The following is a 23,922-nucleotide window of genomic DNA, read 5'->3' on the forward strand; positions in this document are numbered from 1 at the left end:
TATAAACAGCGTATGAAGCAGCGATTAAATGGTGCTTAAATCGTGCTATGTAACTATGTTAGCATGTCTCTGTTTGGAATGCACTAGATGCAACAAAAAAGAATCGTTTGCACCGTCTGATTATATACGAAATCAGACGGCCAAACGATTCACTTTTCAGTGCGATTGTGCTTCCGCAACAATTTTTTCCGCTTCCTGCTTCACATTGGGGTCGCTGTTCACCAGTGTTTGGATTTGAGTCCACGCTTCACCGGAATTATTGACGGCTCCGTTTATATTCTTTGGCTTAGCCTGCATTGTTTCATTACCGAATTTGCGGTTTACCATGGCATTCGCCGCTCTGTGCTTCCAGCCGTCCAAAACCTCACCTGCGGCCGAGCTTGCCCAAGCGAACGTGCCGGGCCGTCTCTTTGCCATATAAACCGCCGCCGCTGCCCCAGCTAGACCGCCAAGCAGAAAACCGGTCCATCTCATTGGCAATCCTCCTTCTTTACGATTGAATTCGCGTATAGTTTGACCTGCCCCGCCGCAAGTCATTCCAACACAAAAAAAGGAAGACGCATAAGTTCAAAGCGAAAACCTTCAGCAATATATATGATACAATAAGTTGGCATTTCAGAGAGGAAAACAATCGCGGGGGGAACGAAATGGCGGTTCAAATGACAATACGAATGGTGGTCTCGCTAACTATGGCGCTGCTGCTTGTTACCGGCTGCTCAGCCGGATCTGGCAATGTGGGAAGCAGTCAACCGGCCAGCGCGCCGAAACAGGCGCCGGACAAGGAGAAAGCGGCAGCACCGGCCGGAAAGACCACAGCCGGCCAAAGCAAGTCAACCGGAGAACAAGCAAGCAAGCCTGACGAGAAAGTGACAGCCCCTGGAGGTAACCATGCCCCTATGAGCCCTGTGAAAGAAAAACTTTATAGAATGAACCAGTCTTACCGGTTTGTCCCCATATCCAAGGAAACGACGGATAAGGTCGTACTGTTAACATTCGATGACGGGCCAAAAGAAGATGAGATGATAAGCAGTCTGCTCGACACGCTTGATAAACATAAAGCAAAGGCTATATTTTTCGTTAACGGCTACCGCGTGAAGCAGCATCCCGAGCTGCTGAAGAAAATAGCCGGCCGCGGGCAGACGATAGGCAATCATTCTTGGGATCATATCGATTTGAGAAAAATATCCCCGGATGAACTGGAGAAACAAATCGCGGATGTGCAAAAGATTGTCAAGGAAATAACGGGAACCACACCGGAGTTTTTCCGTCCGCCCTTCGGACTTGGGGGCGATAAGGTCAGGAAAGTGGCCAACGCCCACGGTATGCTGTTTACAACCTGGTCCGACGGCTCGCTCGATTGGGATAAAAGCACGAAGGATAAACCGGATCTCGTGGTCAAAAATGTTCTGGATCAGCTCCACCCCGGTGCAAATATTCTAATGCATGAGCTTCCCTGGACGGTAAAAGCATTGGATCACCTGTTAACGAAGCTGGAAGAGAAGGGCTACGGCTTTATCGACCCGGAGACGATTGATCTTGGTCTGCCACCCCGGAATGTAAAGTAAACAGATGAAACTCAGCCGGCGCGAGCAGCCTGAGCGGCATTTTTGAAGTTCCGAAGCCACAGCTGACGAATAATAAAGGAGAAACGGATCCTGGCGAGGTTCGTTTCGTAAGCTTAAACCAGCCCCGCGAGTAATGTCTGAGCGATTTCGTCCGAAATACCGGCCCGAAAACCGGAAGGACAATTTGTCCTCCGTGAGTATGCCCGCAAAGAATGAGGTCTACAGGAGTATCCGGCTTCATTCTTGCGGCAATTAACGGATCGTGGGCGAGAAGAAGAGTGAACAAGGAATCGCCGTCTTCCGGTTCGCTTAGGGCAAGAGGCAGCCGGTCGCGGCCGGTGCGCGGATCATCGACTCCTGCCAGACGGATCCGGCTTCCGTCCTTCTGCTCCAATACCACCGATTCGTTGACCAGCAGACGAACTCTCTCCTCTTGCAGCATAACTTCAAATGGGCGGAGATCCTCATCATGATCGTGATTGCCGTAAATCATATAAATCGGCGCGATCGAAGCCAGCTTCCGGATATTGTTCCGGGAACGCTCCAGAGGTACGCCCTTCTCCCTCAGATCGCCGCCTATCAGCACAAGATCCGCTCCGCCGGCTGCTTTGCAGCGGGATATGATATCTTCCGGAATTGCCCTTCGATGGATATCGGAAATAAATAGAATTCGCGTACCTTCAAATGAAACAGGCAGCCTTGGCAGCGCCACCGTCTGCCCATCAAGACGGTATGTGTATGATTCCTTTGCCATATAAGCGACGGCTGCCGCTGCGGCGGCTGACAATATCAGCATCCAAACTATCATTCCCGTCAGCCTCCTAATTGTAATGACAGGCTACAAACCCGCATGCCTTCTTCCCCACATCAGCAGCCCGAGCAGGAGTGCCAGAAATAACAGGATGAGAAGCCGGTAGAACCATTTGGTCATCTGCTGCTTGTTGGACGGATGCTTGTGACGCCTTGAAGGCAGCCTCTGAGGCGCTTCCAACCAGTCCCCGCCGGCAGCGGCTTCATAATCACCTTTCTCAGCCCCGGCTTTTATGTTACGGTTCCCGAATTTTTGAACTCTGCTCATTCTTCCCTCCGAAATCGAATGACCAATCCCATGACCATGTCAATGACAAAATGCGCCAGAATCGGGGCCCATAACGTCCCGGTTTGGATGTAAATCCATCCAAGCGCATAGCTGATTGAAAATACGAGACCGGTCGGAATCCAGTGCCGCAAATAACGAACATGTATAGCCGCAAACACGATACTGGTCCAGTAAGGACCTATATTATGCTGAATCGCACCGCGAAAAAGCGTTTCCTCGCAAACGGCGACGATAAAGGACAGCAGAACGATATGCCATACCGGCCGGCTTTTGAAAATCCGCTCGTTAACGCCACCGTCATCTCCCGCTTCCTCAGGGACAAATCGCGATACGAGCAAATCTACCGCAATAACGAGTAAGGCAAGCCCCAGGCCCCAAAGCAGAAATATCGAATTAACCGGAAATAAGTACATAAAAAAAGGGTTTCGATGCTGAAAAAAAATCCATATTAATCCGATAATAAATGTAACCGCTTGTGTTGCGTACAAATTGACCAGCAGCATACGGTCATCAATCTCATCGATCGTTACTTTTCTGAATCGAATATTGCGAATGTCGAATTTTTTCATTCCTAACCGCCTGTCATGAAAGGTTCATATTTCCTTTTCAACTATTTTACCCTATACTAGTAGGACAATCGAATCAGAATCGAAATAATACATAGAAAAAACCATACATAATGATATATGAACGAAGGGGATTATCATGGAGAAACGACTGACACGTACAGAAATGTTATTTAGTCTAGGCTTCCTTTTCATGCTCGTTTTTGCAGTCGGTGCCTTCTTCTATGGTGTGAAAATCGGATCGGATAAGACAGAGGCGAAGTTCATCGCACAAACAAAGCACCTGAGCGACAGCAGCAGCGGGCCTGTCAGCGCCTATCAGCAGCAGGATCTGGTCTCCTTCTATCATACCGTATTTTTACCTTACCGTGAATTTCAAACCGTATGGACTCAAACGATATTTAAATTGTCAACCGGGCAGTTGTCCGATCCGGCCTCCGCGCTAAAAGAACTATCCAATTTGGCCAAGCAAAAATACGATGAAGCGGAGCACGCATCCACCCCCAGCACCTCGCCTCTTCTTGAGCAGGCGCAGCTCGACTTTTTGAAAGGTCTTAAAATGTTCAAAGAAGCCGCTCAGCGCGGCGCCAGCTCAGCCAAAGATATGACATCCGCCGAGCTTGTCACTTTGATTCAGAAGGACGCCTACTTCCTGGAGGGCGTAAAACAAGCCATGGTCGGACAGCGCAATTATTATTATGCCATGGTTAAATGGAGCAGTTCGGTAAACCCTGACATACCGGCTCAGTACGAATCCCCCTCGGTGCTTGGCATCCAGCAGTGGAATAAGCTGCCGCTTACGGTTAAAAACAAATTAATGGCCGATCAGCTCAAATCGCGCATGCAGCTTGTGCCCTTTTATCCGCAAGATCTCACAGCCCGCGTGGACGGGTTCATCGTTTCCGGAGAAGCAGGCAAAATGAAGATGAAGACGATTGATGCCGTCGTGGACCTGCTCATAAGCACGGAAGCGGTTCGGTCCGGCGATTTCAGCAGCAGCAAGCAGCAGCTGTACGCGAAGGAATTGCTGCCTCAGCTTCCCTTTTTCTTCCCCGAGCAGGAATAACAGGGAGTTTAAATCAATCGTATTGAAATCCCTGAAACAAGGCTACGGCCGCCATTCCGCCCTCTACATTGCGGAGGTTGCCGAAGCCTTTTTCATGCAGATATCTGCATGCAGTTACGCTTCTGATGCCATGCGCGCAAATCAGATAAACAGGCTTATCCGCCGGGAGCTCCCCGACCCGCACTGGAATCGTATTCAGCGGCATAAGCGTCGACGGCTCCAAGTGATAATAGTCCCATTCAATCTGCTCCCTCACATCAATTACCTGATCCCTTGTCAGTTTTCCTTCCTTAATAAGAGCAAGAAAAGCTTCCGGTTCCACATCTATCCATTGTTCCATTTCTTTCTCCTCCTCATCAGGGACGATCATAACGAAAATTTCACAAATGAGCAAGTTTCGGCATTGCTTTTGTCGGCATGGTTGCTATAAAATAAAAAAGGCTTAAGTAGTCACCAGTTCCGAATTTTCGGCAAAGTTCGATTTTATTCGGGCTGTGAACGGCCTGGAATACAGCTTATATGTGTCAAGCGATCAGTTGCTTATCAGAGCTGACTCTCGTCCCGATGCAGCAGCAGCGGTTTTGGCGGGGGTTTTTCGCTTCTAAGATATTATATATCCGCGCAACCAGCGCAAAAAAAGCTCAGGAGGCAACCTATCATGTTTAAAGTACTAGTCTCAGACCCTATCAGTGATCTTGGCATCCAAAAGCTTGTTGACGCCGAAGACGTCGCCGTTGACAAGAAGCCTGGTTTAAGCGAGGACGAGCTCGTCGCCATTATCGGCGAATACGACGCCCTCCTCGTTCGCAGCCAAACGCGGGTCACCGCACGCATTATGGAAGCGGGCAAGCAGCTTAAAGTAGTAGGACGGGCAGGTGTCGGTGTCGACAATATCGACCTCGACGCAGCGACGCAGCGCGGAATTATCGTTATTAACGCTCCGGACGGCAATACCATTACCACATGCGAGCACACATTTGCCATGATGATGGCAGTTGCCAGGCATATCCCGCAAGCATACCTGAAAACCGTCGGCGGCGAATGGGACCGTAAATCGTTTCTTGGCGTTGAGCTGCGCAATAAAGTACTCGGCGTCCTCGGAATGGGACGGATCGGCAGTGAAGTGGCCAAGCGCGCCAAAGCGTTCGGTATGGAAATATGGGGTTATGACCCGTTTCTGACCGAAGACCGTGCAGAGAAGCTCGGCATTCGTCTTTCATCGGTGGACGATATCGTACGGAATGCCGATTTCATGACCGTGCACACTCCGCTTACGCCGGAAACGCGTCATATGATATCGCGTCCGCAGTTCGAAGTGATGAAGAAAGGCATGCGCATCATCAACTGCGCGCGCGGAGGCATTATTGACGAGCTGGCGCTTGTTGAAGCAGTGGATGAAGGTATTGTAGCCGGTGCGGCATTCGACGTATTCGAATCTGAGCCGCCGGCCGCTGACCATCCTTTCCTTACGCACCCGAAAATTATCGTCACGCCCCACCTTGGCGCATCGACCGTCGAAGCGCAGGAGAACGTTGCTATTGACGTCTCCGAGCAAGTATTGAATATTCTTCGCGGTAAACCGTTTACCAATGCCGTCAATATGCCGCCTATTCCGGCTAACGTGCTCAATATTCTCCAGCCTTACTTTTCACTTGGCGAGAAGCTCGGCAGCTTTGCGGCACAGCTTACGGAGGGCGCAGTCGAAGAAATAATCGTCAACTTCGCGGGCGAGCTGGCTGAGGTCGACACCCAGCCATTAACGCGTTACATCGTACGCGGCGTTCTGTCTCACCATCTGGGCTCCGAGCTTGTCAATGTCGTGAATTCCATGCATCTTGCCAAAGAACGCAGCGTCAATATCGTCGTTCAAAAATCGCATACGTCCCGCGACTTTACAAATCTCGTTAGCGTCTCGCTCCGTTCGAAGAAGGAAGAGCGCCTTGTCGCAGGCACATTGCTGACCGGTTACGGACCGCGTATCGTACAAATCGATAAATTTCCTGTCGATGTTGCGCCGGAAGGGAATCTCATTCTCGTATCGCATAATGATAAACCGGGTATCATCGGCCGGGTCGGGACTCTTCTCGGCAGCAATGATGTGAACATAGCAGCGATGCAGGTCGGACGTAAAATTGTCGGCGGTGCCGCTATTATGATCCTTTCCGTAGATAAAGGCGCGCCGAAGACTGTTCTCGCTGAAATCGCGAAGCTGCCGGATCTCAACAACGCGAAAGAAATCAACTTGTTCTAATCACCATCAGCTATGTTGTCGGAACGTCCTCACCAGGGCGTTCTTTTTTTGTACAATGACCGGCCCTCGTACAGATAATGTTTCACGACCAACAAGATTTGTCGGCCCGATTCAACAAAAAAAGCGCTCCAAGTCAGAGCGCTTAGTTGATTATTTTGCTGCTTCGACAGGAAGGAGCAGCGTAAATGTCGTTCCTTTGCCGACCGTGCTTTCAACTTCGATTCGGCCATTATGCGACTCGACGATATTTTTTACGATCGCGAGGCCGAGTCCGGTACCTCCGGAGGAGGCTCCGCGAGTACGCGCTTTATCTGCTTTATAGAACCTTTCGAAGATATAGGGCAAATCTTCCTCGGGAATACCCTGCCCTTCATCCTGCACCTTCAGCTGTACGTAGGCGATATTATTGATCGATCCCACACTGCACGAAAGCGTAATTCGCGCGCCGCGCGGCGTATGGCGCATAGCGTTATCAAGAAGGTTCGTCAGCACCTGCTCAAGCCTGTCCTCATCTGCTGCTTCAATGACGAGTGGAGCATTCGGCAGCCGGCAGTTAAGATCTATTCCGCTTTCCTTCGCATAGACAAGAAACTTGCGATGTACCCGCTTCACGAGACTCTCGAGGTCCACCTTCCCGAGATTCATCTCGACATGACCGGCCTCCATTCTGGCCAAATCAAGCAGATCTTTAACAAGCCGTCCCATCCGCAGCGACTCGTCATGAATGACTTGCACCAGCTCCTTACGTTCCTCCGGTGAAGCCGCAATGTCATCCAGCAGCGCTTCGCTGTAGCCCTGCAGCATAGAGAGCGGCGTCCGAATTTCATGAGAGACATTGGCCACGAAGTCGCGCCGCAGCTTCTCCAGCTTCGACTCCTCGGTTACATCACGCATTACGGCAACAGCCCCTCGTACCGAGTCGTTGGACTTAAGCGGCGCCATAACGACCGACCATACGCCGCTTTGAACATGCACCTTATCGGTCATATCCCGGCCTTGCCGCAGAACCGTCCGGTAAAGCTCGAAAAGCGGCCCAGGGACTTGGCTGCGGGCGCGGTTTCGGGTGCCGTTTCCGGATGTCTCCTCCTCGGACCACTGCAAATCGTTCCAGCGATCAATCAGCTGCTGACCGTGGGGATTTGCGAGTATGACCTGTCCCGCCGCGTCGAAGGTAACGACCGCATCAGCCATGCTTCGGAGAACGCTTCCGAGATGCTCCTTCTCGTGATTCAAATCGCGGATAAGCGTATCGAGCTCGGCCGCCATATGGTTAAAGGTATTGGCCAGCTCGCCGATCTCGTCGGACGAGCGAATCGGAACACGGGTCCGGTATTCGCCTTGCGAAATAAGGTCCGCCGCCTTTTTCATTTGCAGCAGCGGTTGTGTAATCTTCGTAGATAAGAAAAAAGCAAAGAAGGTGGAGAGCAAAAAACCGATTATCGCGGTATAAACAAACAAAACCTTTATTTCATGCTGATATTTGGTAAACGCAATGTCGATATACTGCAGCAGAAACATCCCCAAAATGAGCAGGACGACCGCTACAAGGCCAATAATCGTAATCCACAGCTTGCCTACAACGCTTCTCCATATCATCGTTTACTTCGGCACCTCAAGCTTGTAGCCGACGCCCCAAACCGTCGTGATCATGGAAGCCGCTTCAGGCGAAACTTTATTCAGTTTCTCGCGAAGCCGTTTGACATGAGTGTCGACTGTGCGCAAATCGCCGAAAAACTCGTAATTCCAGACGTCCTTCAGCAGCTCCTCGCGGGAGAACACCTTATCGGGCGATATAGCCAAATAGTGAAGCAGCTCGTATTCCTTCGGCGTCAAGCTCACCTCATGACCGCCGGCCATAACGCGGTGCGCGTCATGCTCGATAATTAAATGCGGAAATACGATGTTGTTGCTTGTCATCGCTTCTTTAGTGAGGAATGCCGTCGCCGACGAGCGGCGCAAAATTGCTTTAACCCGGTAAATGACCTCGCGCGGACTGAAGGGCTTGACCACGTAATCGTCTGCACCGACTTCGAATCCCTGAACCCGGTTCATTTCCTCGCCCTTTGCGGTCAGCATAATGACGGGCGTCGCCTTTACCTGGCGGAGTCGCGAGCATACTTCGATACCGTCGATACCCGGCAGCATAACGTCAAGCAAAATCAAATCGAAATCGCTGACAGTCGCAAGCCGAAGCGCGGTCTCGCCGTCCTCCGCTTCTTCGATGGAATACCCTTCCTTCTCCAAATACATTTTGAGCAACCTGCGAATTCGTTCTTCATCATCAACGACGAGAATGCGGTTAAGCTGTTCGGACATATGACCCAGGGCCCCTCTCAGGTATATTTAGTCAACTCCGGCATACGAATGCAGACCGACAAGGACCAGGTTGACGCCGATAAGCGTGAACATGACGACGACAAATCCGATAACGCCAAGCCATGCGGACTTCGATCCGTGCCAGCCGCGCGAAAGGCGCAGGTGAAGATAAGCGGTGTAATAGAGCCATGTGATAAGCGCCCACACTTCCTTCGGATCCCAGCCCCAGAAGCGCGACCAGGCTTCATACGCCCAAATCATCGCGAATACGAGCGCACCAAGCGTGAATATCGGATAGCCTATGGCAATGGCCCTGTAGCTTATTTCATCAAGGTCGTCGGGATCGATCGCCCGCGTAAGCGGGTGAATGACCGACGCGATCGGTCTGCGGATAATTAGCCGGATTAGACCATATAGTACAAGGCCGCCAATAATTGACCAGACGATCGTATTAAGCTTGCGCGCCGCATCTACGCCTTTCATCCAGTGAGGCGTTTCGAGCGGAGCGTCCTTCATGCCAAGGAACGTATCCATGGAGACGACTTGACTGTTGTACGGCTTGAAAATCGGCGGCATCGAATAATCAACATCCGCGGTACTCGTACTCTCCGTACCCTGCGAATCCACGCTGACCGTTTCCTGCGTGAATTTGGCTTCATAGCCCATGCCGCGAAAGCCGAATACGGTGACGATGAATGCCACCATTATGACCGCGACGAACATTAGAAACTCGACCCAGCGCTGGGAACGTCTCGCCCGAAGACCGGTCTCCCTGAAATCGACCGTTCTGAGCAGGTACATGAATGCCGTGGCAAAGCCAACCCCGAAGAAGGCTTCGCCAAGTGCGGCGGTCGTTACATGAATGCGCAGCCAGTAAGAGTTCAGTGCAGGTATAAGCGGCTGTACCTCCTGCGGAAACACCGATGCATAGGCGACGATGAAAACGACGAGCGGAAGCGTGAACAAGCCGATCAATGGCTTGCGGTAAATAGCAAACACGATGATGAAGGCGAACATGACCGCCATCGCAAGAAAGGTCATGAATTCGTACATGTTGCTGGTCGGGATGTGACCGCCGCCGATCCAGCGCGTAATGAAAAATGTCAAATGGGCGATAAAGCCGAGCAGCGAGACGATGAAAGCTATTCGCCCCCAACGCCGTATATGCGCTTTGGGATCCCGGTTGCTGAACTGCGCCCCCGCGACGGTAATCGCGTAAAATATGAATCCGAAGCAGTATAAGAAAAAGGCGACCAGAAACGAATCGCTGCTGAAATCAAGTAACCTCACGCTTTGTTCCCTCCGTTATCGAGCGACTTCGGCTCTACGACGATGCCCGTACCGCTTAAGGCGGATGCGACGTCGGCACGCATGCCGTAATTGTTTTTGTTGGTATGTGCGCCGAGCGTCACACGTCCGTCATCGACCCGAGCCCAGACACGCCGATGCTGCCAGTAGGTACCGATGAGCAGGCCGAACATTGAGATTCCGGCCCCGAACCAGATGAACGGCATCGCCCTGTCCGTCCGGATATTAAGGGAGCTTACGATTCCGGCGAACGTTACGCCTTCCATCGACGGTACTTTCAGCTCGAAGCGCTTGCCGATTTCGCCGTTGATGACATCCTGACTGAACTTTTCCTTATCGATTTGCTTAGGAAAATACATGTATGGCTCTCCGCTTTCAGGCAGGTCCGGCCCTTTAATAAGGAAAACGAAGGCCGGTGCGTTCGGTTCACGGGATTTGGTCGTCGGCTGGCCCTTATCATCAAGAGCAAAATCCATATAGGTTTGTTTCAATTCGAGCGTATAAGGCCCAAGCGTATAATTAAGCTGCGGATTGCGCATTTCCAGCTCGAAAGGTCCGTAAGTCTTTCCGGTTTTTTTATCGATCAGCACGGGCCTTACCGCCTTAAGCTTGGGCGCATCGTCATAGCCGAACTGATATGCTTTGAGCCCCTTATAGGAAAGCGGATCGTTTACGATGATATTATGCCGCATTTCTTCCTTCAGCTTCGGCCCGGCAGCGGGGTCGTCGCAATCAGCCGTGCATTCGTACAGAACAGCCTTTGTCTCGTAAAGCTTTGCGCGCGCCGTACCTTTTAATTCCTTGGGAAGTTCGGCGTCACTGTAATACTCAAGCGTAAACTTTTCATTTTTGATGTAATAATTCGTATCCGGAATTTGCACCGTATCGCCTTCCGGGATGGTGACATAGTTGTCCATCGACCAGCCTGGAATGGAGCGAAGCAGCACGGCGAGCAGAAATACGATCAATCCGATATGGTTAATATAAGGTCCCCACCGGCTGAATCTGTTTTTCTCTGCCAGGAGCGCTGACCCGTCGGTATGGACACGGTAGCGTTTCCGCTTCAGCTGCTCAGCCATCCGGGCCGTCCATCCTTCGGCGCTCCCGGTCAGTTCTCCGGTGTAGACGGTTCTTTGCCTGGTTAAAAACTGCATATGTTTGCGTATCTGCTGCTTGTTAAGCGCCCGGTACAAAGGAAGAACACGGTCGAGACTGCAAATGACAAGTGATGTTCCGATCATGACAAGCAGACCGATAAACCACCACGACTCGTATGTGTTCGAAAAGCCGAGCTTGTAATACCATTCGCCGATCCAGCCGTAACGCTCCTCATAATAAGTGGAAGGATCAAATGAAACAAACGCATTCTCCTGGGTAAAGATTGTGCCGATCATTGAAGCAAGCAGCGTAATGACAATCAGGCGAACGGCTACCTTGACGGAGGAAAAGAAATTCCATACACGGTCGATTATCGAAGGATTGCTTTTCTGAGACCGGCGGGCAATTCCGTCATAGCGCATCTCAAGCGGTGTATCAAGCTCCGCTTCCGCTTCCTCCAGCGGTTTGCCGCAGTTTTCGCAAAGCACGGTGTCGACCGGGTTCTGGTGGCCGCATTCGCACTTTGTATTTTCAAAATCCAACAAGAAAATGAGACCTCCTTCGGTTAGGACTGAAGCAGTTTCGTGACGCGCTCGTCAATGTCATTCTCCGTCATCGGCCCGACGAAAATGTCCATAATCTCTCCGCTTGGCTTCACAAAAAAGGTTGTCGGGTATGACTTCAACCCGTACTTGCGCTCCACCTTTCGATTATCGTCAAGCAGAATAGAGTAACTAACCCCGAACTGCTTAATGAAATTGTTCACGGTCAAGTTGTCTTCCCCCAAGTTGATTCCGACAATTTCGAACGGCTTGTCCCCTTGCTTCTCGTACTGCTTCTGCAAATCAGGGGTTTCCGTCACGCATCCCGGGCAAAAGGTGCCCCAGAAATTAATGACGAGAGCCTTCCCTTCGTAATCGGAGAGCCGATGCGTCTTGCCGTCGCTTCCCAGCAATGCGAAGTCCGGCGGCTTATCCCCTTTCCTCGGAAGCCCGTCGCTAGGTGAGAAAAGGGCATTGCCGATCGCATAGCCTCCAAGCAGCAGGACGCCGAGAAAGATAACGATCTGAGTAATTCTGCGGTAAGATTTCACGCGTTAAGACACCGCCTTATGCCGCTGATATAATAGTGATAATTTTTACGCACTTCTTGATTATAACGAAAATCAGACGGCAATTGAGGTTGCCGCCGCTTGTTATTTTTGAATTTTATGTGTCTTGAGCGCGGACGCTCGCAGCTGCTCTACCTCTTTGGGCGTCAAGTGGCGGTATTTGCCCCTTGCAAGCCCGTGCATAGTGAGATCGCCGAATTTGATCCGCCTCAGCAGAATGACCGGATGAGAAATGGCGTCAAACATCCTTCTCACTTGACGGTTGCGCCCTTCATAAATGGTGATCGTAATCGTCGCCTGGTTCTTCGCGGTATCGACATCGTGATATTCGAGCTCTGCGGGCGCGGTTATGCCATCTTCCAGCAGAACTCCTTTCTGGAGCTTCTCCAGCGAGCTGCCGTGGGGAACTCCCTTGACCGTTGCCCAGTAAGTCTTCGGCACGTGATGGCTCGGGTGAGTGAGCAGGTTGGCAAACTCCCCGTCGTTGGTCAGCAGCAGCAGTCCTTCCGTATCATAATCCAGCCTTCCGACCGGATACACCCGTTCCTTAATGCCGGGCAGATAATCCGAAACGATTTTACGCCCTTGCGGATCGTTCGCGCTCGTTATGACGCCCTTCGGTTTATTCAGCATCAGATAGAGTTTGCTTTCACTTTTGATGGGTCTTCCTTTCACCGTTATGACATCAACGGCCGGATCCGCCTTGACGCCAAGCGTCGTCACCGGTTCACCGTTGACCTCTACTTGTCCCGATAAAATAAGCTCTTCACATTTGCGCCTCGAAGCGATTCCCGCCTGCGCCAAAATTTTCTGTAAACGTTCCAATGATTTCACCTCACCCTTCATCATACCCTAAATTCGGCACAAAAAGAAGTCCGGAAGCGTGCTCGCTCCGCTTCATTCATGAAGGGAGGCGGCCGCGGCCGGACAGTATGGGCTTATCCGAATATATACAAACAAACAACAATTGCCGCCGCGAAGCCGACGATGTCCGAGAACAGCCCTACCTTAAGCGCGTAGCGGCTTCGGCGGATGCCGACAGCGCCAAAGTATACCGTGAGCACATATAGCGTCGTATCCGTGCTGCCCTGAATCGTCGATGCAATCCGGCCGATCATCGAGTCCGGACCGTACGTCTTGATAAGCTCGGCTGTAAACGCGAGGGAACCCGCCCCCGTTAGCGGCCTTAGAAGCCCCAGCGGCAGCACTTCGCTTGGGATTCCCATTTGGTCGAAGAGCGGCTTGATGAGAGCCCCCAGCATGTCCATCGCTCCGGAAGCGCGAAACATACTGATCGCGACCATCATCCCCACCAGGTGCGGAAGAATGTTAATGGCTGTGCCGAAGCCGTCCTTGGCTCCCTCGATAAACGTTTCATAAACCGGAATCTTACGAAAGGCGGCATAAAGAGGGATGAATACAATCATGAACGGAATACTCCAAGCCGATATCGCCGTTATCCACTCATACAACGGCCTCACCCTTCCCGCTGCCGAGACCTTGGGCGCTTAACTGCTCAGTGCGCCCGGATATCGAACGAACTGGAGCACCGCCATCGCCATCCCTCCCCGTCCATTTCGGCGGTTGTGAACGGTGCCGGTACCACCGGTCTGCGGCGATTGCCGCCCCCGTGGCGATAAGTGTCGCGGCCAGCGTCGTTCCTACAATTTCGGCCGGATGGGCCGAGCCGTACGTCATCCGGATGGCGATGAGCGTTGTCGGCACAAGCGTTACGCTCGAAGTATTAAGCGCTAGAAGCGTGCACATTGCAGGCGTTGCAGTCGCTTTGTCCGGATTCAATTTTTGCAGCTCCTGCATCGCTTTGATTCCCATTGGCGTAGCCGCGTTGCCGAGCCCGAGAATATTGGCGCTCATATTACTCATAATGTAGCCAAGAGCCGGATGCCCTTTCGGGACATCCGGAAAGAGGAAGCGGACAACGGGGTTAAGCAGGACGGCCAGCTTTCGCAGGATTCCCGCGTCTTCCGCAATTCGCATCAGCCCGAGCCAGAATACCATCACGCTGATCAGTCCGAAGCTGACCGACACGCCGTTCTTGGCGCCATCAAAAGCCGCCTCCGTGAGTGCTTCCATCCGACCGTTAACTGCGGCCGCCACAAAGCTGACCGCAATAAAGAAGAGCCAAACATAATTTACCATCCACCCGCCTCCTTGCCGCCGAATAAGGCGGATAAAGTAAGCCTAAGAGCGCTGAGGAACGAATGCATTGCAGTCTTAACGGTTACAGGGCTCGCATCCGGCGAAGCGGATGCCGCCCGTTCCGGGAGGTTTATACGAGCACCTTGCGGTTCATAAACTGGGGTCGATCCAATCTTCATATCCCCGATGGACCATTCAATCGTCCCTCGCTCACCAAGCGAATACGCTGTAGACCGCTCGCTTAACAGAACAAGGTTGGAGCGAAGCTGCTGTCTCTCGCCTTCTGCGAAAGGGTAGCGGAATGTTCGCCCGACGGCAAGCGCAAACCCGTTCACCGGCTGCCCTTTATGAACGACTTCGCTCAGCGGATAATTAGCGAAGCCCCAATCAAGAAGCTTGCGATGGTCGAGCCAATCGTCTCCGTCATTCAGCGTCACCACGGCAAGCTGCTGGCCTCCCCGCGTCGCCGAGCTTACGAGGCAGCGGAAAGCTTGTGTGGTGTAGCCTGTTTTGACGCCGTCCGCCCCTTCATACATGGTGAGCATTTTGTTCTTATTCCTCCACTTATAATCCCATTCATCATACGGATTCGGAGCCGTTTTCACTTTGGTCTTCACAATTTCCTTGAAGACCGGATTTTTAAGCGCATAGGCGGTTAGCTTGGCCATATCGTCGGCAGATGAATAATGTCCCTGATCATCCAGGCCCGATGGGTTCATGAATTGCGTATTCGCAAGGCCGAGCATCCGGGCTTTCTCGTTCATCATATGAACGAAGCCTTCCTCCGAACCGCCTACATGCTCGGCGATTGCGGTTGCGGCATCATTGCCGGAGCGAAGCATAAGGCCGTAGAGCATATTTTGCAAGCTCATTTCTTCACCGAGCTTCAAGTAGATGGAGGAGCCTTCCTTGCCTGCAGCGCGTTTGCTTGTTTTCACCATATCGGAGAGCTTACCGTGCTCTATCGCCACAATGGCAGTCATGATTTTGGTCAGGCTGGCGATTTTCATCGGCTTATCGCCGGCGGAGCTGTAAAGCAGCCGTCCCGATTCCACATCGATAAGGGCGGCTGCCCTGGCGTGAGTTGTAATCGGCTCTGGTGCAGCAGCGTTTGCGGCGGGCAGGATGCCGGGTAAGAATGATAACGCGAACACCCCGGACAGTGTAATCAAATAACGGACGAGCCTCATACGCTTCCTCCTTCATACAAAAATGCTGCGCGTGCGTGCAGGTCTTGTACTATTATATGAAAGTGAAGACGGGATATGTCCGTTTGCTTATAACGCAGTCATTGACCCGCATATAGAAAAAGAAACTGCCCATGGGACAGTTTCTTCGAGAATGACATTGGGTTTTGGCCAACCCGGTGTTAGATGTATTGGCCTTGTGGAGGAGGAGTAAACATGGCCGTATCATCGACGGTTGACTGTTGGCCCCGTTTGAACATATTCTGAATTTTGTCGAATACTTGCGGAGCATTTTCAATCACCCGTTCGAGCAAATGGGTTTGAGTATCAAGCGGAACGACACGCACGCCTTGAGTGCCGACAACGAGGAAAGCGATCGGCGTAATCGAAACACCGCCGCCGCTGCCGCCGCCGAAAGGCAGGGATACCGATGCCGTATGCGAATCATTCGTCTTCGAAGTATGCTCCCCATTGTTATCAAAACGAATATCACTGCCGCCTGCGACGAAGCCGAAGCCTACTTTGGAAATCGGCATGATCACGCTGCCATCCGGCGTCTGAACCGGGTCGCCGACTATCGTATTGACGTCGACCATTTCTTTAATATTTTCCATGGCCGTTTGCATTAAACCTTGAATCGGATGCTCACTCATCTTAGGGACGTCCTCCTTTGTACAATTTCTTATGGGCTCTAAACAAGCTGCACATTGCAGTCATTATCGTTCCCTCAACCTGATGTCATTATGTGACTAGCCGCGCATCAAAATTCTTCGCCATCCGTGCACACGTTTCTGAGTAGCCTCTGCTTTCCTGATCCGTGACATCAAGACTATACCGGCAAGTAAGGCATAGCCTAACCTGATATTCGCGGTAAACGTTCCTTCAGTCGAAAAATGCGGCTCGTTATAGACTGGCTCTACAGATAGCTGCGGATCCGCAGTGAGCCGGACTATCTGTGACAACAGGCCGATAGCGGTTGTTTTCGCCGACCAAACGAAGCCCGTTACCATTGCCGTCCACATTGCATCATTTGTTCCCACAGCTGTCCGCCACTGCCATTCCGTCAATTTGACGCGTCCAAGCATACGTCTGGCCAACCCAAACAAATTACTGGACTGCTTCAGTATCAATTCGAACTTCCCGAAGTTGCGCATAATTTTATGAACATCTATATTGGCCATGGTCGACTGCTGCTTGCTGTCGGTCAGATCTTCTGCAAAGATTTCCTTCTTAAGCTCCATGCTGAATCCTTTGAAGCGTATGTCGGGAAGCCGCCAACGGTAATTAATGAGCCCAAGAAGCGCACGTATCCTGAGCTCCGCTTCATCATCATCGCCAACCCTCTTGATGTGGCCTCGTATCGTTAACGGAGACATTCCTGCTGTAAATACGAGCAAAAAAAAGAGACCTGCCGCAATCATCCATCCGAGCGGGAATCCCAGCATGGGCTTCATTCCCCCATTTCCCTGATATTGGTCGGATATAGTATGACCTTGCGGACAAATCTCATTCATTCAGCTTTCATTTGCCGGCTCCGGCACTTCCTCGATTGTCATCTGACGGCCTTCGAGCTTCTCGAACAGCAGCTGTGTCTGTTCGTCGAGCGAGTCGTCGTCCAGTTCGGACGGCTCGGGCAGCGCATCGAGACCCGGCAGGCCAAAATAATCGAGAAACGATTTCGTCGTTCCATATAGAATCGGTCTACCGATCGCTTCGGCCCGGCCGATTTCTTCAATAAGGTCTTTGGCAACGAGGGTGTGAATCGCCCGTTCGCTCTTTACCCCCCGAATCTCTTCTATATCGATCCGCGTAATCGGCTGACGGTATGCAACTATGGACAATGTCTCAAGCGCCGCCTGCGACAAGCTGGATCTGGTCGGTGTATAGGCCATCCGCTCGAAATAAGGGGCATGGTCCGGGTTCGTCGTCAAACGAAAGGCGCCGGCGACATAGGACATTTGAATGCCTCGCTTCTTCTGTTTCAGTTCCTTCATCAAATCTTTGGCGATGTCGGCGGCTACCGCCGCGTCAAGCTCCAAGATATCAGACAGCTGTTTCGGATTCAAACCCTCGTCGCCTGCCATAAACAGCAGACCTTCAATAATCGATTTCAACTTCGAGTACTCCACTTTCGGCCGTTTCCCCTCTCCAATGAATGACGATATCATCAAACAACTGATGCTGAAAGCACCGGATATGCTTCATCTTCATCAGCTCTAAAATCGCCAGAAACGTCACGACGACTTCATGCCGGCTCATCTCTTCGCGAATGAGCTTGGAGAAACGGACGGTTTGATTCTCGCGAAGAACCTCCACAATATCGCGGATACGGTCCTTGACCGATATTTCATCACGATGGATTGTGGAGACCCGATTGCGTCTGACCGCCTTGCGCAGCGCCTTCTGAAACGCTTTGATCAGATCGCCGACTTCCAGCCCTTCCAGTGGATTGCTGGGAACAGCTTTCATGAAAGGCGTCAAATCCTCCGGCTCCTTCGTATATAGAAGGCTCCGCTCAAATTCCTGCCCGCGCAGCTGCTCCGCAATTTGTTTGAATTTTCGGTATTCGATCAGTCTGGCAATCAGTTCGTCACCGGCGTCAGGGCCGTCGTCCTCCCACATGGCGAATTCGTCTTCGATAACCGGAGGTTTTGGAAGAAGCTGTTTGCTCTTGATGGACAATAATGTGGCTGCCATAACAAGGAATTCGCTAGTCACTTCCAGCTCCAGCTCCTGCATTGCACCCAGGTATTCCATATACTGATCGGTAATATCGCTGATGGATACCTCGTGAATGTCGATCTCTGCCTTGTCAATCAAGTGAAGCAGAAGGTCGAGCGGACCTTCGAACGATTCCAGTTTGTATGTCACAGCCATGGTGTCCAACCTCCCAAATTTAACCTTGCAGCGCTTTGGTCAAGTTAGCCATCTCAATGGCCGTAACCGCAGCTTCCCATCCTTTGTTGCCCGCCTTCGTGCCTGCTCTTTCGATCGCTTGCTCGATCGAGTCAACGGTCAGTACGCCAAAGACCGTCGGTACGCCTGTTTTTAGGCCTATCGCAGCTACACCCTTGGCCGCTTCATTGCACACGAAGTCAAAATGAGGCGTTGAACCCCGGATGACGGCGCCCAGCGTAATAACAGCGTCATACTTCCCGCTTTCAGCCATTTTTTGCGCAATGAGCGGAATTTCAAATGCTCCCGGCACCCAGGCTACTTCTACATCGGAGTCCGCCGTGCCGTGACGCTTCAGGGCGTCAAGCGCGCCGCTCAGCAGTTTCCCGGATATAAATTCGTTAAACCGTCCCACGACGATTCCATAGCGTTGTCCCTCTTGAGATATTAAATGTCCTTCATATACATGCGGCATAGTACTGTCATCCTTCCGTAGTTGGGTTTCGATTTAAATTTCAAACTCGAGCATATGGCCGAGCTTCGCTTTTTTGGTTCTTAAATAACTGTTGTTGCTCTCGTTGGCTTCCATTTGAATCGGCACACGTTCGACGACCTCGATGCCGTAGCCTTCCAGTCCGCGGATTTTGCGCGGATTATTGGTCATCAGCCGCATTTTGCGCACGCCCAGATCCTTCAAAATTTGCGCGCCGATACCGTAATCACGCAAATCGGGGGCGAATCCCAATTTAATATTCGCTTCAACCGTATCGAATCCCTGCTCCTGAAGCTCATAAGCTTTCAATTTGTTGATAAGACCGATACCCCGGCCTTCCTGACGCATATACAGCAGCACCCCGCTGCCGGCCTCTTCAATTTGGCTCAGGGCGGCGGCAAGCTGTGGACCGCAATCGCACCTGTGTGAATGAAATACATCTCCGGTCAAGCATTCCGAGTGAACCCGAACGAGAATGGGCCGCTCCGGGTCGATCTGCCCTTTCACAAATGCGACATGCTCCTTGTTATCCACCTCGTTCGTGTACGCGACAGCGCGGAAGGTACCGTAGTCGGTTGGCATCTTGACGTCAACCACACGCTCTACCAGCTTCTCTTTTTCATTCCGGTAATGGATTAAGTCTTGAATCGTGATCAGCTTGAGGTTGTGTTTATGCTTGAATTCCACCAAATCGGGCAGCCGGGCCATCGTACCGTCTTCTTTAATAATCTCGCATATTACGGCAGCAGGCTGGGAACCGCACATGCGCGCCAGGTCGATAGCCGCTTCGGTATGACCCGCGCGCCTCAGTACTCCGCCTTTTTTGGCTATAAGGGGGAAAATATGGCCTGGACGCCGGAAATCCGTCCCTTTCGTTTTCGGATCAATCAACGCTTTTACCGTTTGGGAGCGCTCGTAGGCCGAAATCCCGGTCGTTGTCGATATATGATCCACAGAGACGGTAAACGCCGTTCCATGGTAATCCGTATTATGCGTTACCATCGGAGGGAGTTCAAGCTGTTCCGCCCGCTCCAGCGTAATCGGAACACAAACCAGCCCGCGCGCTTCCGAAATCATGAAATTAATGACTTCCGGTGTTGTTTTATCGGCAAGTGCGATTAAATCGCCTTCATTCTCGCGGTCCTCGTCATCGACCACGATAACCGTTTTTCCAAGAATAAGGTCATAGATGGCTTCTTCAATGGGATCGAAAATACCCGGTTCGGCGGGATGTACGCCAGTATCGTTGTTACGCTCTTCTTTCAATGGCAAGCCGCCTCCTTTTTACCGTCCACATTCATTAGAAAAATCCGTTCTCCGCTAAAAATTCGGCCGTTAACGGTGCGGCCTGTTTGCGGGCGCGGCCTGATGCACCGTCCGAATTGTCTTTGTAGTTCAGCAGGTGATCCACATATTTCCCAAGCACGTCGCACTCTATATTAATGACACCGCCTGCGTGCTTAAGCTGAAGCGCCGTTTCGCGAAGCGTATGCGGGATAATCGAAACTGAGAAACCCGCTCTGTCCGCTTCAATCACGGTCAGGCTGATGCCGTCCAGCGTAATCGACCCTTGCGGGATGACATACCGCATAAGCGCGGTATCGTCAGGGCGGATCGTGAAAACGACTGCATTGGCGTCGGCCGTGCGCGAGACTATCGTTCCTGTTCCGTCTGCGTGTCCCTGAACGATATGGCCGCCAAAGCGGCCCCCCGCCTTCATGGCCCTCTCCAGGTTCACCCGTTCGCCGGGACGAATGTCTTTGAGGTTCGTATGGCGAAAGGTTTGCGGCATCACATCGACGGTGAACGACACGCTTGTCAGCTCCGTTACGGTCAGACAAACGCCGTTAACCGAAATGCTGTCCCCGATTGCCGCGTCCTCGAGCACCCGGGAAGCTTCAATGGTGAGCAGCATCGCTTCTCCCTGTTTAAAGCTTCTTTTCAAGGTCCCGATCTCTTCAACAAGACCTGTAAACATCGTTTTACCCTCCCTTCCTCTGTAAGCGGCATATATACAGTTCTATACGGCTCCGTGCGAGCGCTGGCCATAATCGGGATAGCCGCTAATGCATACATCAGCCCCGATTCTTTCAACGGATACTTCCGTAAGGGGTATCGCGTCAGCCATTTTCTCGAAGCCTCCGAACGTAAATGCTTCAGGCGAGCCCGCTCCGCCGATCAGCTTCGGAGCAACCACCAAAATAATTTTATCGACAAGAGCTTCCTCAAGCATCGCGCCGTTCAGCTTTCCTCCGCCCTCAAGCATGATCGACCCGATTTCACGCTCTCCCAGCTTATGCATCGCTGTTCGTAGATCGACACGAGGACCGCTTCCGCAGTCGATTACTTCAACACCCCTTGCCTCGAGGGCTGCCCTTTTGGCGGCGTCGGCCCCCTCAACTGTCAGCACGATGACGGGCGAGACAAGGTCGTTCACAAGCCTTGCCTCAGCCGGCAGGCGAAGCTTCGAGTCTACGATAATCCGAATCGGATGAAGAGCCGGCACGTCCAGTCTGGTCGTAAGCTCCGGATCGTCGGCGAGCGCCGTTTCGGCTCCTACCATTATCGCCATATGCTGATGCCGGAGAGTATGGACGAACGGGCGCGACTCGGGACCGCTCACATAATGGCTATCTCCGGTTTTTGCCGCAATCTTGCCGTCCAGCGTCATCGCAGTCTTAATCGTCACATATGGAAGCCCCGTCGTAATAAATTTGTTGAACACTTCATTCATCCGCTCGGATTCTTCGCCAAGCAGACCGACTTCAACGGAAATCCCCGCTTCTTGAAGACGGCTGACTCCCCGCCCGGCTACCTTTGGATTCGGATCCAAGCATGCAACGACAACCCGCGCAGCCCGCGCCTCAATGATTCTTTCGCAGCAGGGCGGGGTCCGGCCGAAATGGCTGCATGGTTCGAGTGTTACGTACACCGTCGCACCTTCCGCTTTATCTCCGGCCATCGCAAGCGCGTGCACTTCCGCATGCCCTTCCCCGCGCTTCAAATGTGCGCCCATACCGACGATGCGTCCATCGTTTACTATGACACAACCGACGACAGGATTAATGTCGGTCTGGCCTTTGGCTTTCGCCGCCATGTCAAGCGCCAATCTCATATAAGTCTCGTCATTCAACGTGGATACAGAAATAAAAAACACCCCTCGGCAGACGGCCAACGGGGTGATGGGCTTGAGTAATAACCAAGGGACGGATTCGAAGACACATTTAAACAAACTCTCCTACTTTGTGAAAAAAAGAACAAAGTAGTTCGAGAAATGAAAAAATGGCATTCGCAAGCGTCTCCTTCTCCCATCCAGACTATACTGTCGGTCCCGGATTCTCACCAGGTCCACCGTTTCGCTTCAGATGCATCGCTCTGACGATTAGCATTCAAGCGAACCGGGTCACGGACTGACAAAGCTGAAGGCAACCGAATCGTAAGACTAGGTGCCGCCCCTTTGATCACCGCCGGTTGGGAATTTCACCCTACCCCGAAGGAAAGTCGCAAATATTTTGTAAGTTGATTGAAATAGTACCATTGGACAATGAAAAAAGCAAGGATTTTCATCCGCAGTCGGCGGATTCGAAACAGGTTGGGATTTCGTGACGGCTCTAACATGAGCAGGACGCAAAAGATGCCCCTGCATCCTGCCGTAAACGGCGCAAATGCAAGGGCAGTAAACCGCCGGCACGCGGAGGACGAAAATTTAAGCGAATTATCATTTGTTTTTCATTTCACGTTAAGGTAGGAGGCCTATAATACAAATCAACGACCCCCCTTTATTATAGATTATTTGGCCCACAGCAATGTGGGCCGCTTTTTTGTCCGGTAATAGTCATTTATTATAGCCCTTCATGTGATAATCCTGATTCGACAGCTTCTGTAGTATTTTCGTCGTTTCGATGTGTTTCCTTGTCTCCAGTGTTCCGATCCTGTATATATAGGCATACAGGTCCCTAAGGTCGTCGCTGAACTCCTCCTGCGCCTTGTCGTGATCGCCGGACTTGAAAGGAATCATTGCGCGCAGCGAGGTTATATCGTCTACGTAGTCTCCCCTTTCAAGCTTATGCTGCAGTATTTCCAGCTCTTCTTCACTTGCTTGAACGGTGAGCTGATCGGTGTTGGACGGCTCGGTTCCGATCGTTCCGGACGTTATGGACACATAATACTTTTGCGGCATCATTTTGGCCCCCCTCCTTTCCGTTCGTGAACGGCCCGGCTGGTTATACCCGTCCGTTATACTATTACTTATTATTAAACGGCGGTAATTCGCAGCGAATCAAAAAATAACCCGCACCGGCACAGGGAACCGGTCGCGGGTTATTCAAGGATTTCTTATTTACTAAGCGGATCAGTCTTATGCTTCGACGATTTCCACTTTTTCCATTTTATCGCGGCCTTTGAACGTATCGACATGCTCCATACCTTTGGTCACCTTGCCGAATACTGTGTGCTGACCGTCAAGATGCGGCTGCGGCTGGTAGCAAATATAAAACTGGCTGCCGCCTGTGTTCCGTCCGGCATGCGCCATTGCAAGCGATCCGCGTTCGTGCTTGTTCGGGTTGATTTCGCAGTCGATTTGGTAACCGGGACCTCCGTTGCCAATTCCGTTCGGGCAGCCGCCCTGAGCAACGAAGCCTGGAATGACGCGATGGAATACGAGTCCGTTGTAGAACCCTTCTTTAGCAAGCTTCTCGAAATTTGCCACCGTGTTCGGAGCATCCTGTTCAAATAAATCCAGCGTTACCTCTGCACCGTTTTCCATTGTGATTTTTGCTTGTTTTGCCATTAATATCAACCCTTTCTA

At 51.8% G+C, this 23,922-nt stretch carries 27 protein-coding genes and 1 riboswitch; of the genes, 3 read left to right on the forward strand and 24 right to left on the reverse strand.

The window, feature by feature from the left end; genetic code table 11:
• Positions 1–156: 156 nt before the first annotated feature.
• The gene (locus tag KZ483_RS18935; protein ID WP_220349143.1) at positions 157–474 is read right to left on the reverse strand and encodes a hypothetical protein; all 318 of its coding nucleotides are present in this window, start codon (positions 472–474) and stop codon (positions 157–159) included.
• A 173-nt stretch (positions 475–647) separates the two neighbouring features.
• Here KZ483_RS18935 and KZ483_RS18940 point away from each other — a divergent pair, with 173 nt between their 5' ends.
• Positions 648–1,565 carry a polysaccharide deacetylase family protein gene (locus tag KZ483_RS18940; RefSeq protein ID WP_258881327.1) on the forward strand — a complete coding sequence of 306 codons (918 nt, stop codon included), beginning with the start codon at positions 648–650 and terminating at the stop codon, positions 1,563–1,565.
• Here the strand turns inward: KZ483_RS18940 and KZ483_RS18945 are convergent.
• From KZ483_RS18945 to KZ483_RS18955, 3 genes are read right to left on the reverse strand one after another with little or no spacing between them, the layout of a single operon-like run.
• Positions 1,513–2,373 carry a metallophosphoesterase gene (locus KZ483_RS18945; RefSeq protein ID WP_220349144.1) on the reverse strand — a complete coding sequence of 287 codons (861 nt, stop codon included), beginning with the start codon at positions 2,371–2,373 and terminating at the stop codon, positions 1,513–1,515. The two genes, KZ483_RS18940 and KZ483_RS18945, sit on opposite strands and share 53 nt — an antisense overlap.
• A 30-nt stretch (positions 2,374–2,403) precedes the next feature.
• Positions 2,404–2,643 carry a hypothetical protein gene (locus tag KZ483_RS18950; protein ID WP_220349145.1) on the reverse strand — a complete coding sequence of 80 codons (240 nt, stop codon included), beginning with the start codon at positions 2,641–2,643 and terminating at the stop codon, positions 2,404–2,406.
• Positions 2,640–3,233, reverse strand: a complete 594-nt coding sequence (locus KZ483_RS18955; RefSeq protein ID WP_220349146.1) for a CPBP family intramembrane glutamic endopeptidase — start codon at positions 3,231–3,233, stop codon at positions 2,640–2,642. Before KZ483_RS18955 ends, KZ483_RS18950 begins: the two co-directional genes overlap by 4 nt.
• A gap of 136 nt (positions 3,234–3,369) precedes the next feature.
• On the opposite strand from KZ483_RS18955, the gene KZ483_RS18960 reads away from it, so the two are divergent.
• A complete protein-coding gene (locus tag KZ483_RS18960; RefSeq protein ID WP_220349147.1) occupies positions 3,370–4,296 on the forward strand; it encodes a hypothetical protein in 927 nt (308 codons plus the stop codon).
• A 13-nt stretch (positions 4,297–4,309) separates the two neighbouring features.
• Here KZ483_RS18960 and KZ483_RS18965 read toward each other — a convergent pair whose 3' ends face one another.
• The gene (locus KZ483_RS18965) at positions 4,310–4,636 is read right to left on the reverse strand and encodes a rhodanese-like domain-containing protein (protein ID WP_220349148.1); all 327 of its coding nucleotides are present in this window, start codon (positions 4,634–4,636) and stop codon (positions 4,310–4,312) included.
• Positions 4,637–4,954: 318 nt separating this feature from the next.
• Between KZ483_RS18965 and serA the strand changes: the two genes are divergently transcribed.
• Entirely contained in the window at positions 4,955–6,547 is a 1,593-nt protein-coding gene (gene serA / locus KZ483_RS18970; protein WP_220349149.1) for a phosphoglycerate dehydrogenase, read from the forward strand.
• A gap of 150 nt (positions 6,548–6,697) precedes the next feature.
• On the opposite strand, the gene KZ483_RS18975 is transcribed toward serA, so the two are convergent.
• From KZ483_RS18975 to KZ483_RS19065, 19 genes are all read right to left on the reverse strand, one after another.
• Complete coding sequence (locus KZ483_RS18975; RefSeq protein ID WP_220349150.1) at positions 6,698–8,143, reverse strand: ATP-binding protein; 1,446 nt, start codon at positions 8,141–8,143, stop codon at positions 6,698–6,700.
• 3 nt (positions 8,144–8,146) lie between these two features.
• Positions 8,147–8,863, reverse strand: coding sequence for a response regulator transcription factor (locus KZ483_RS18980; protein ID WP_220349151.1), 717 nt, complete (start codon positions 8,861–8,863; stop codon positions 8,147–8,149).
• A 27-nt stretch (positions 8,864–8,890) separates the two neighbouring features.
• Positions 8,891–10,153, reverse strand: coding sequence for a c-type cytochrome biogenesis protein CcsB (gene ccsB / locus KZ483_RS18985; RefSeq protein WP_220349152.1), 1,263 nt, complete (start codon positions 10,151–10,153; stop codon positions 8,891–8,893).
• The gene (locus tag KZ483_RS18990) at positions 10,150–11,814 is read right to left on the reverse strand and encodes a cytochrome c biogenesis protein ResB (RefSeq protein WP_220349153.1); all 1,665 of its coding nucleotides are present in this window, start codon (positions 11,812–11,814) and stop codon (positions 10,150–10,152) included. The genes ccsB and KZ483_RS18990 overlap by 4 nt, the downstream gene beginning before the upstream one ends.
• A gap of 20 nt (positions 11,815–11,834) precedes the next feature.
• On the reverse strand, positions 11,835–12,362 hold the full coding sequence (locus KZ483_RS18995) for a redoxin family protein (RefSeq protein WP_220349154.1): 528 nt from the start codon (positions 12,360–12,362) through the stop codon (positions 11,835–11,837).
• A gap of 102 nt (positions 12,363–12,464) precedes the next feature.
• Entirely contained in the window at positions 12,465–13,205 is a 741-nt protein-coding gene (locus KZ483_RS19000) for a pseudouridine synthase (RefSeq protein WP_220349155.1), read from the reverse strand.
• A gap of 113 nt (positions 13,206–13,318) precedes the next feature.
• Entirely contained in the window at positions 13,319–13,807 is a 489-nt protein-coding gene (locus KZ483_RS19005; RefSeq protein WP_220349156.1) for a spore maturation protein, read from the reverse strand.
• A gap of 37 nt (positions 13,808–13,844) precedes the next feature.
• Positions 13,845–14,540 (reverse strand): nucleoside recognition domain-containing protein, encoded by a 696-nt coding sequence (locus KZ483_RS19010; protein WP_220349157.1) that lies wholly within the window; start codon positions 14,538–14,540, stop codon positions 13,845–13,847.
• Positions 14,534–15,730, reverse strand: coding sequence for a D-alanyl-D-alanine carboxypeptidase family protein (locus tag KZ483_RS19015; protein WP_220349158.1), 1,197 nt, complete (start codon positions 15,728–15,730; stop codon positions 14,534–14,536). The genes KZ483_RS19010 and KZ483_RS19015 overlap by 7 nt, the downstream gene beginning before the upstream one ends.
• A gap of 179 nt (positions 15,731–15,909) precedes the next feature.
• Positions 15,910–16,380, reverse strand: coding sequence for a GerW family sporulation protein (gene ytfJ, locus KZ483_RS19020; protein WP_220349159.1), 471 nt, complete (start codon positions 16,378–16,380; stop codon positions 15,910–15,912).
• A gap of 96 nt (positions 16,381–16,476) precedes the next feature.
• Positions 16,477–17,241, reverse strand: a complete 765-nt coding sequence (locus KZ483_RS19025; protein WP_220349160.1) for a DUF2953 domain-containing protein — start codon at positions 17,239–17,241, stop codon at positions 16,477–16,479.
• The gene (gene scpB / locus KZ483_RS19030; protein WP_220349161.1) at positions 17,242–17,856 is read right to left on the reverse strand and encodes an SMC-Scp complex subunit ScpB; all 615 of its coding nucleotides are present in this window, start codon (positions 17,854–17,856) and stop codon (positions 17,242–17,244) included.
• Positions 17,825–18,604, reverse strand: a complete 780-nt coding sequence (locus KZ483_RS19035; RefSeq protein ID WP_220349162.1) for a segregation and condensation protein A — start codon at positions 18,602–18,604, stop codon at positions 17,825–17,827. The genes scpB and KZ483_RS19035 overlap by 32 nt, the downstream gene beginning before the upstream one ends.
• Positions 18,605–18,623: 19 nt before the next feature.
• Positions 18,624–19,097 carry a 6,7-dimethyl-8-ribityllumazine synthase gene (gene ribE / locus KZ483_RS19040; protein WP_220349163.1) on the reverse strand — a complete coding sequence of 158 codons (474 nt, stop codon included), beginning with the start codon at positions 19,095–19,097 and terminating at the stop codon, positions 18,624–18,626.
• A 33-nt stretch (positions 19,098–19,130) separates the two neighbouring features.
• Complete coding sequence (locus KZ483_RS19045; protein ID WP_397376119.1) at positions 19,131–20,381, reverse strand: bifunctional 3,4-dihydroxy-2-butanone-4-phosphate synthase/GTP cyclohydrolase II; 1,251 nt, start codon at positions 20,379–20,381, stop codon at positions 19,131–19,133.
• Positions 20,382–20,415: 34 nt separating this feature from the next.
• Complete coding sequence (gene ribE, locus KZ483_RS19050; protein ID WP_220349164.1) at positions 20,416–21,093, reverse strand: riboflavin synthase; 678 nt, start codon at positions 21,091–21,093, stop codon at positions 20,416–20,418.
• Positions 21,094–21,135: 42 nt separating this feature from the next.
• The gene (ribD, locus tag KZ483_RS19055) at positions 21,136–22,230 is read right to left on the reverse strand and encodes a bifunctional diaminohydroxyphosphoribosylaminopyrimidine deaminase/5-amino-6-(5-phosphoribosylamino)uracil reductase RibD (protein ID WP_220353539.1); all 1,095 of its coding nucleotides are present in this window, start codon (positions 22,228–22,230) and stop codon (positions 21,136–21,138) included.
• A 181-nt stretch (positions 22,231–22,411) separates the two neighbouring features.
• A riboswitch (FMN riboswitch) is annotated at positions 22,412–22,617 on the reverse strand.
• 333 nt (positions 22,618–22,950) lie between these two features.
• Positions 22,951–23,298 (reverse strand): hypothetical protein, encoded by a 348-nt coding sequence (locus tag KZ483_RS19060; protein ID WP_220349165.1) that lies wholly within the window; start codon positions 23,296–23,298, stop codon positions 22,951–22,953.
• 174 nt (positions 23,299–23,472) lie between these two features.
• Positions 23,473–23,904 carry a peptidylprolyl isomerase gene (locus KZ483_RS19065; protein ID WP_220349166.1) on the reverse strand — a complete coding sequence of 144 codons (432 nt, stop codon included), beginning with the start codon at positions 23,902–23,904 and terminating at the stop codon, positions 23,473–23,475.
• Positions 23,905–23,922: the final 18 nt, after the last annotated feature.

It is taken from the genome of Paenibacillus sp. sptzw28, assembly GCF_019550795.1.
Classification (GTDB): domain Bacteria; phylum Bacillota; class Bacilli; order Paenibacillales; family Paenibacillaceae; genus Paenibacillus_Z.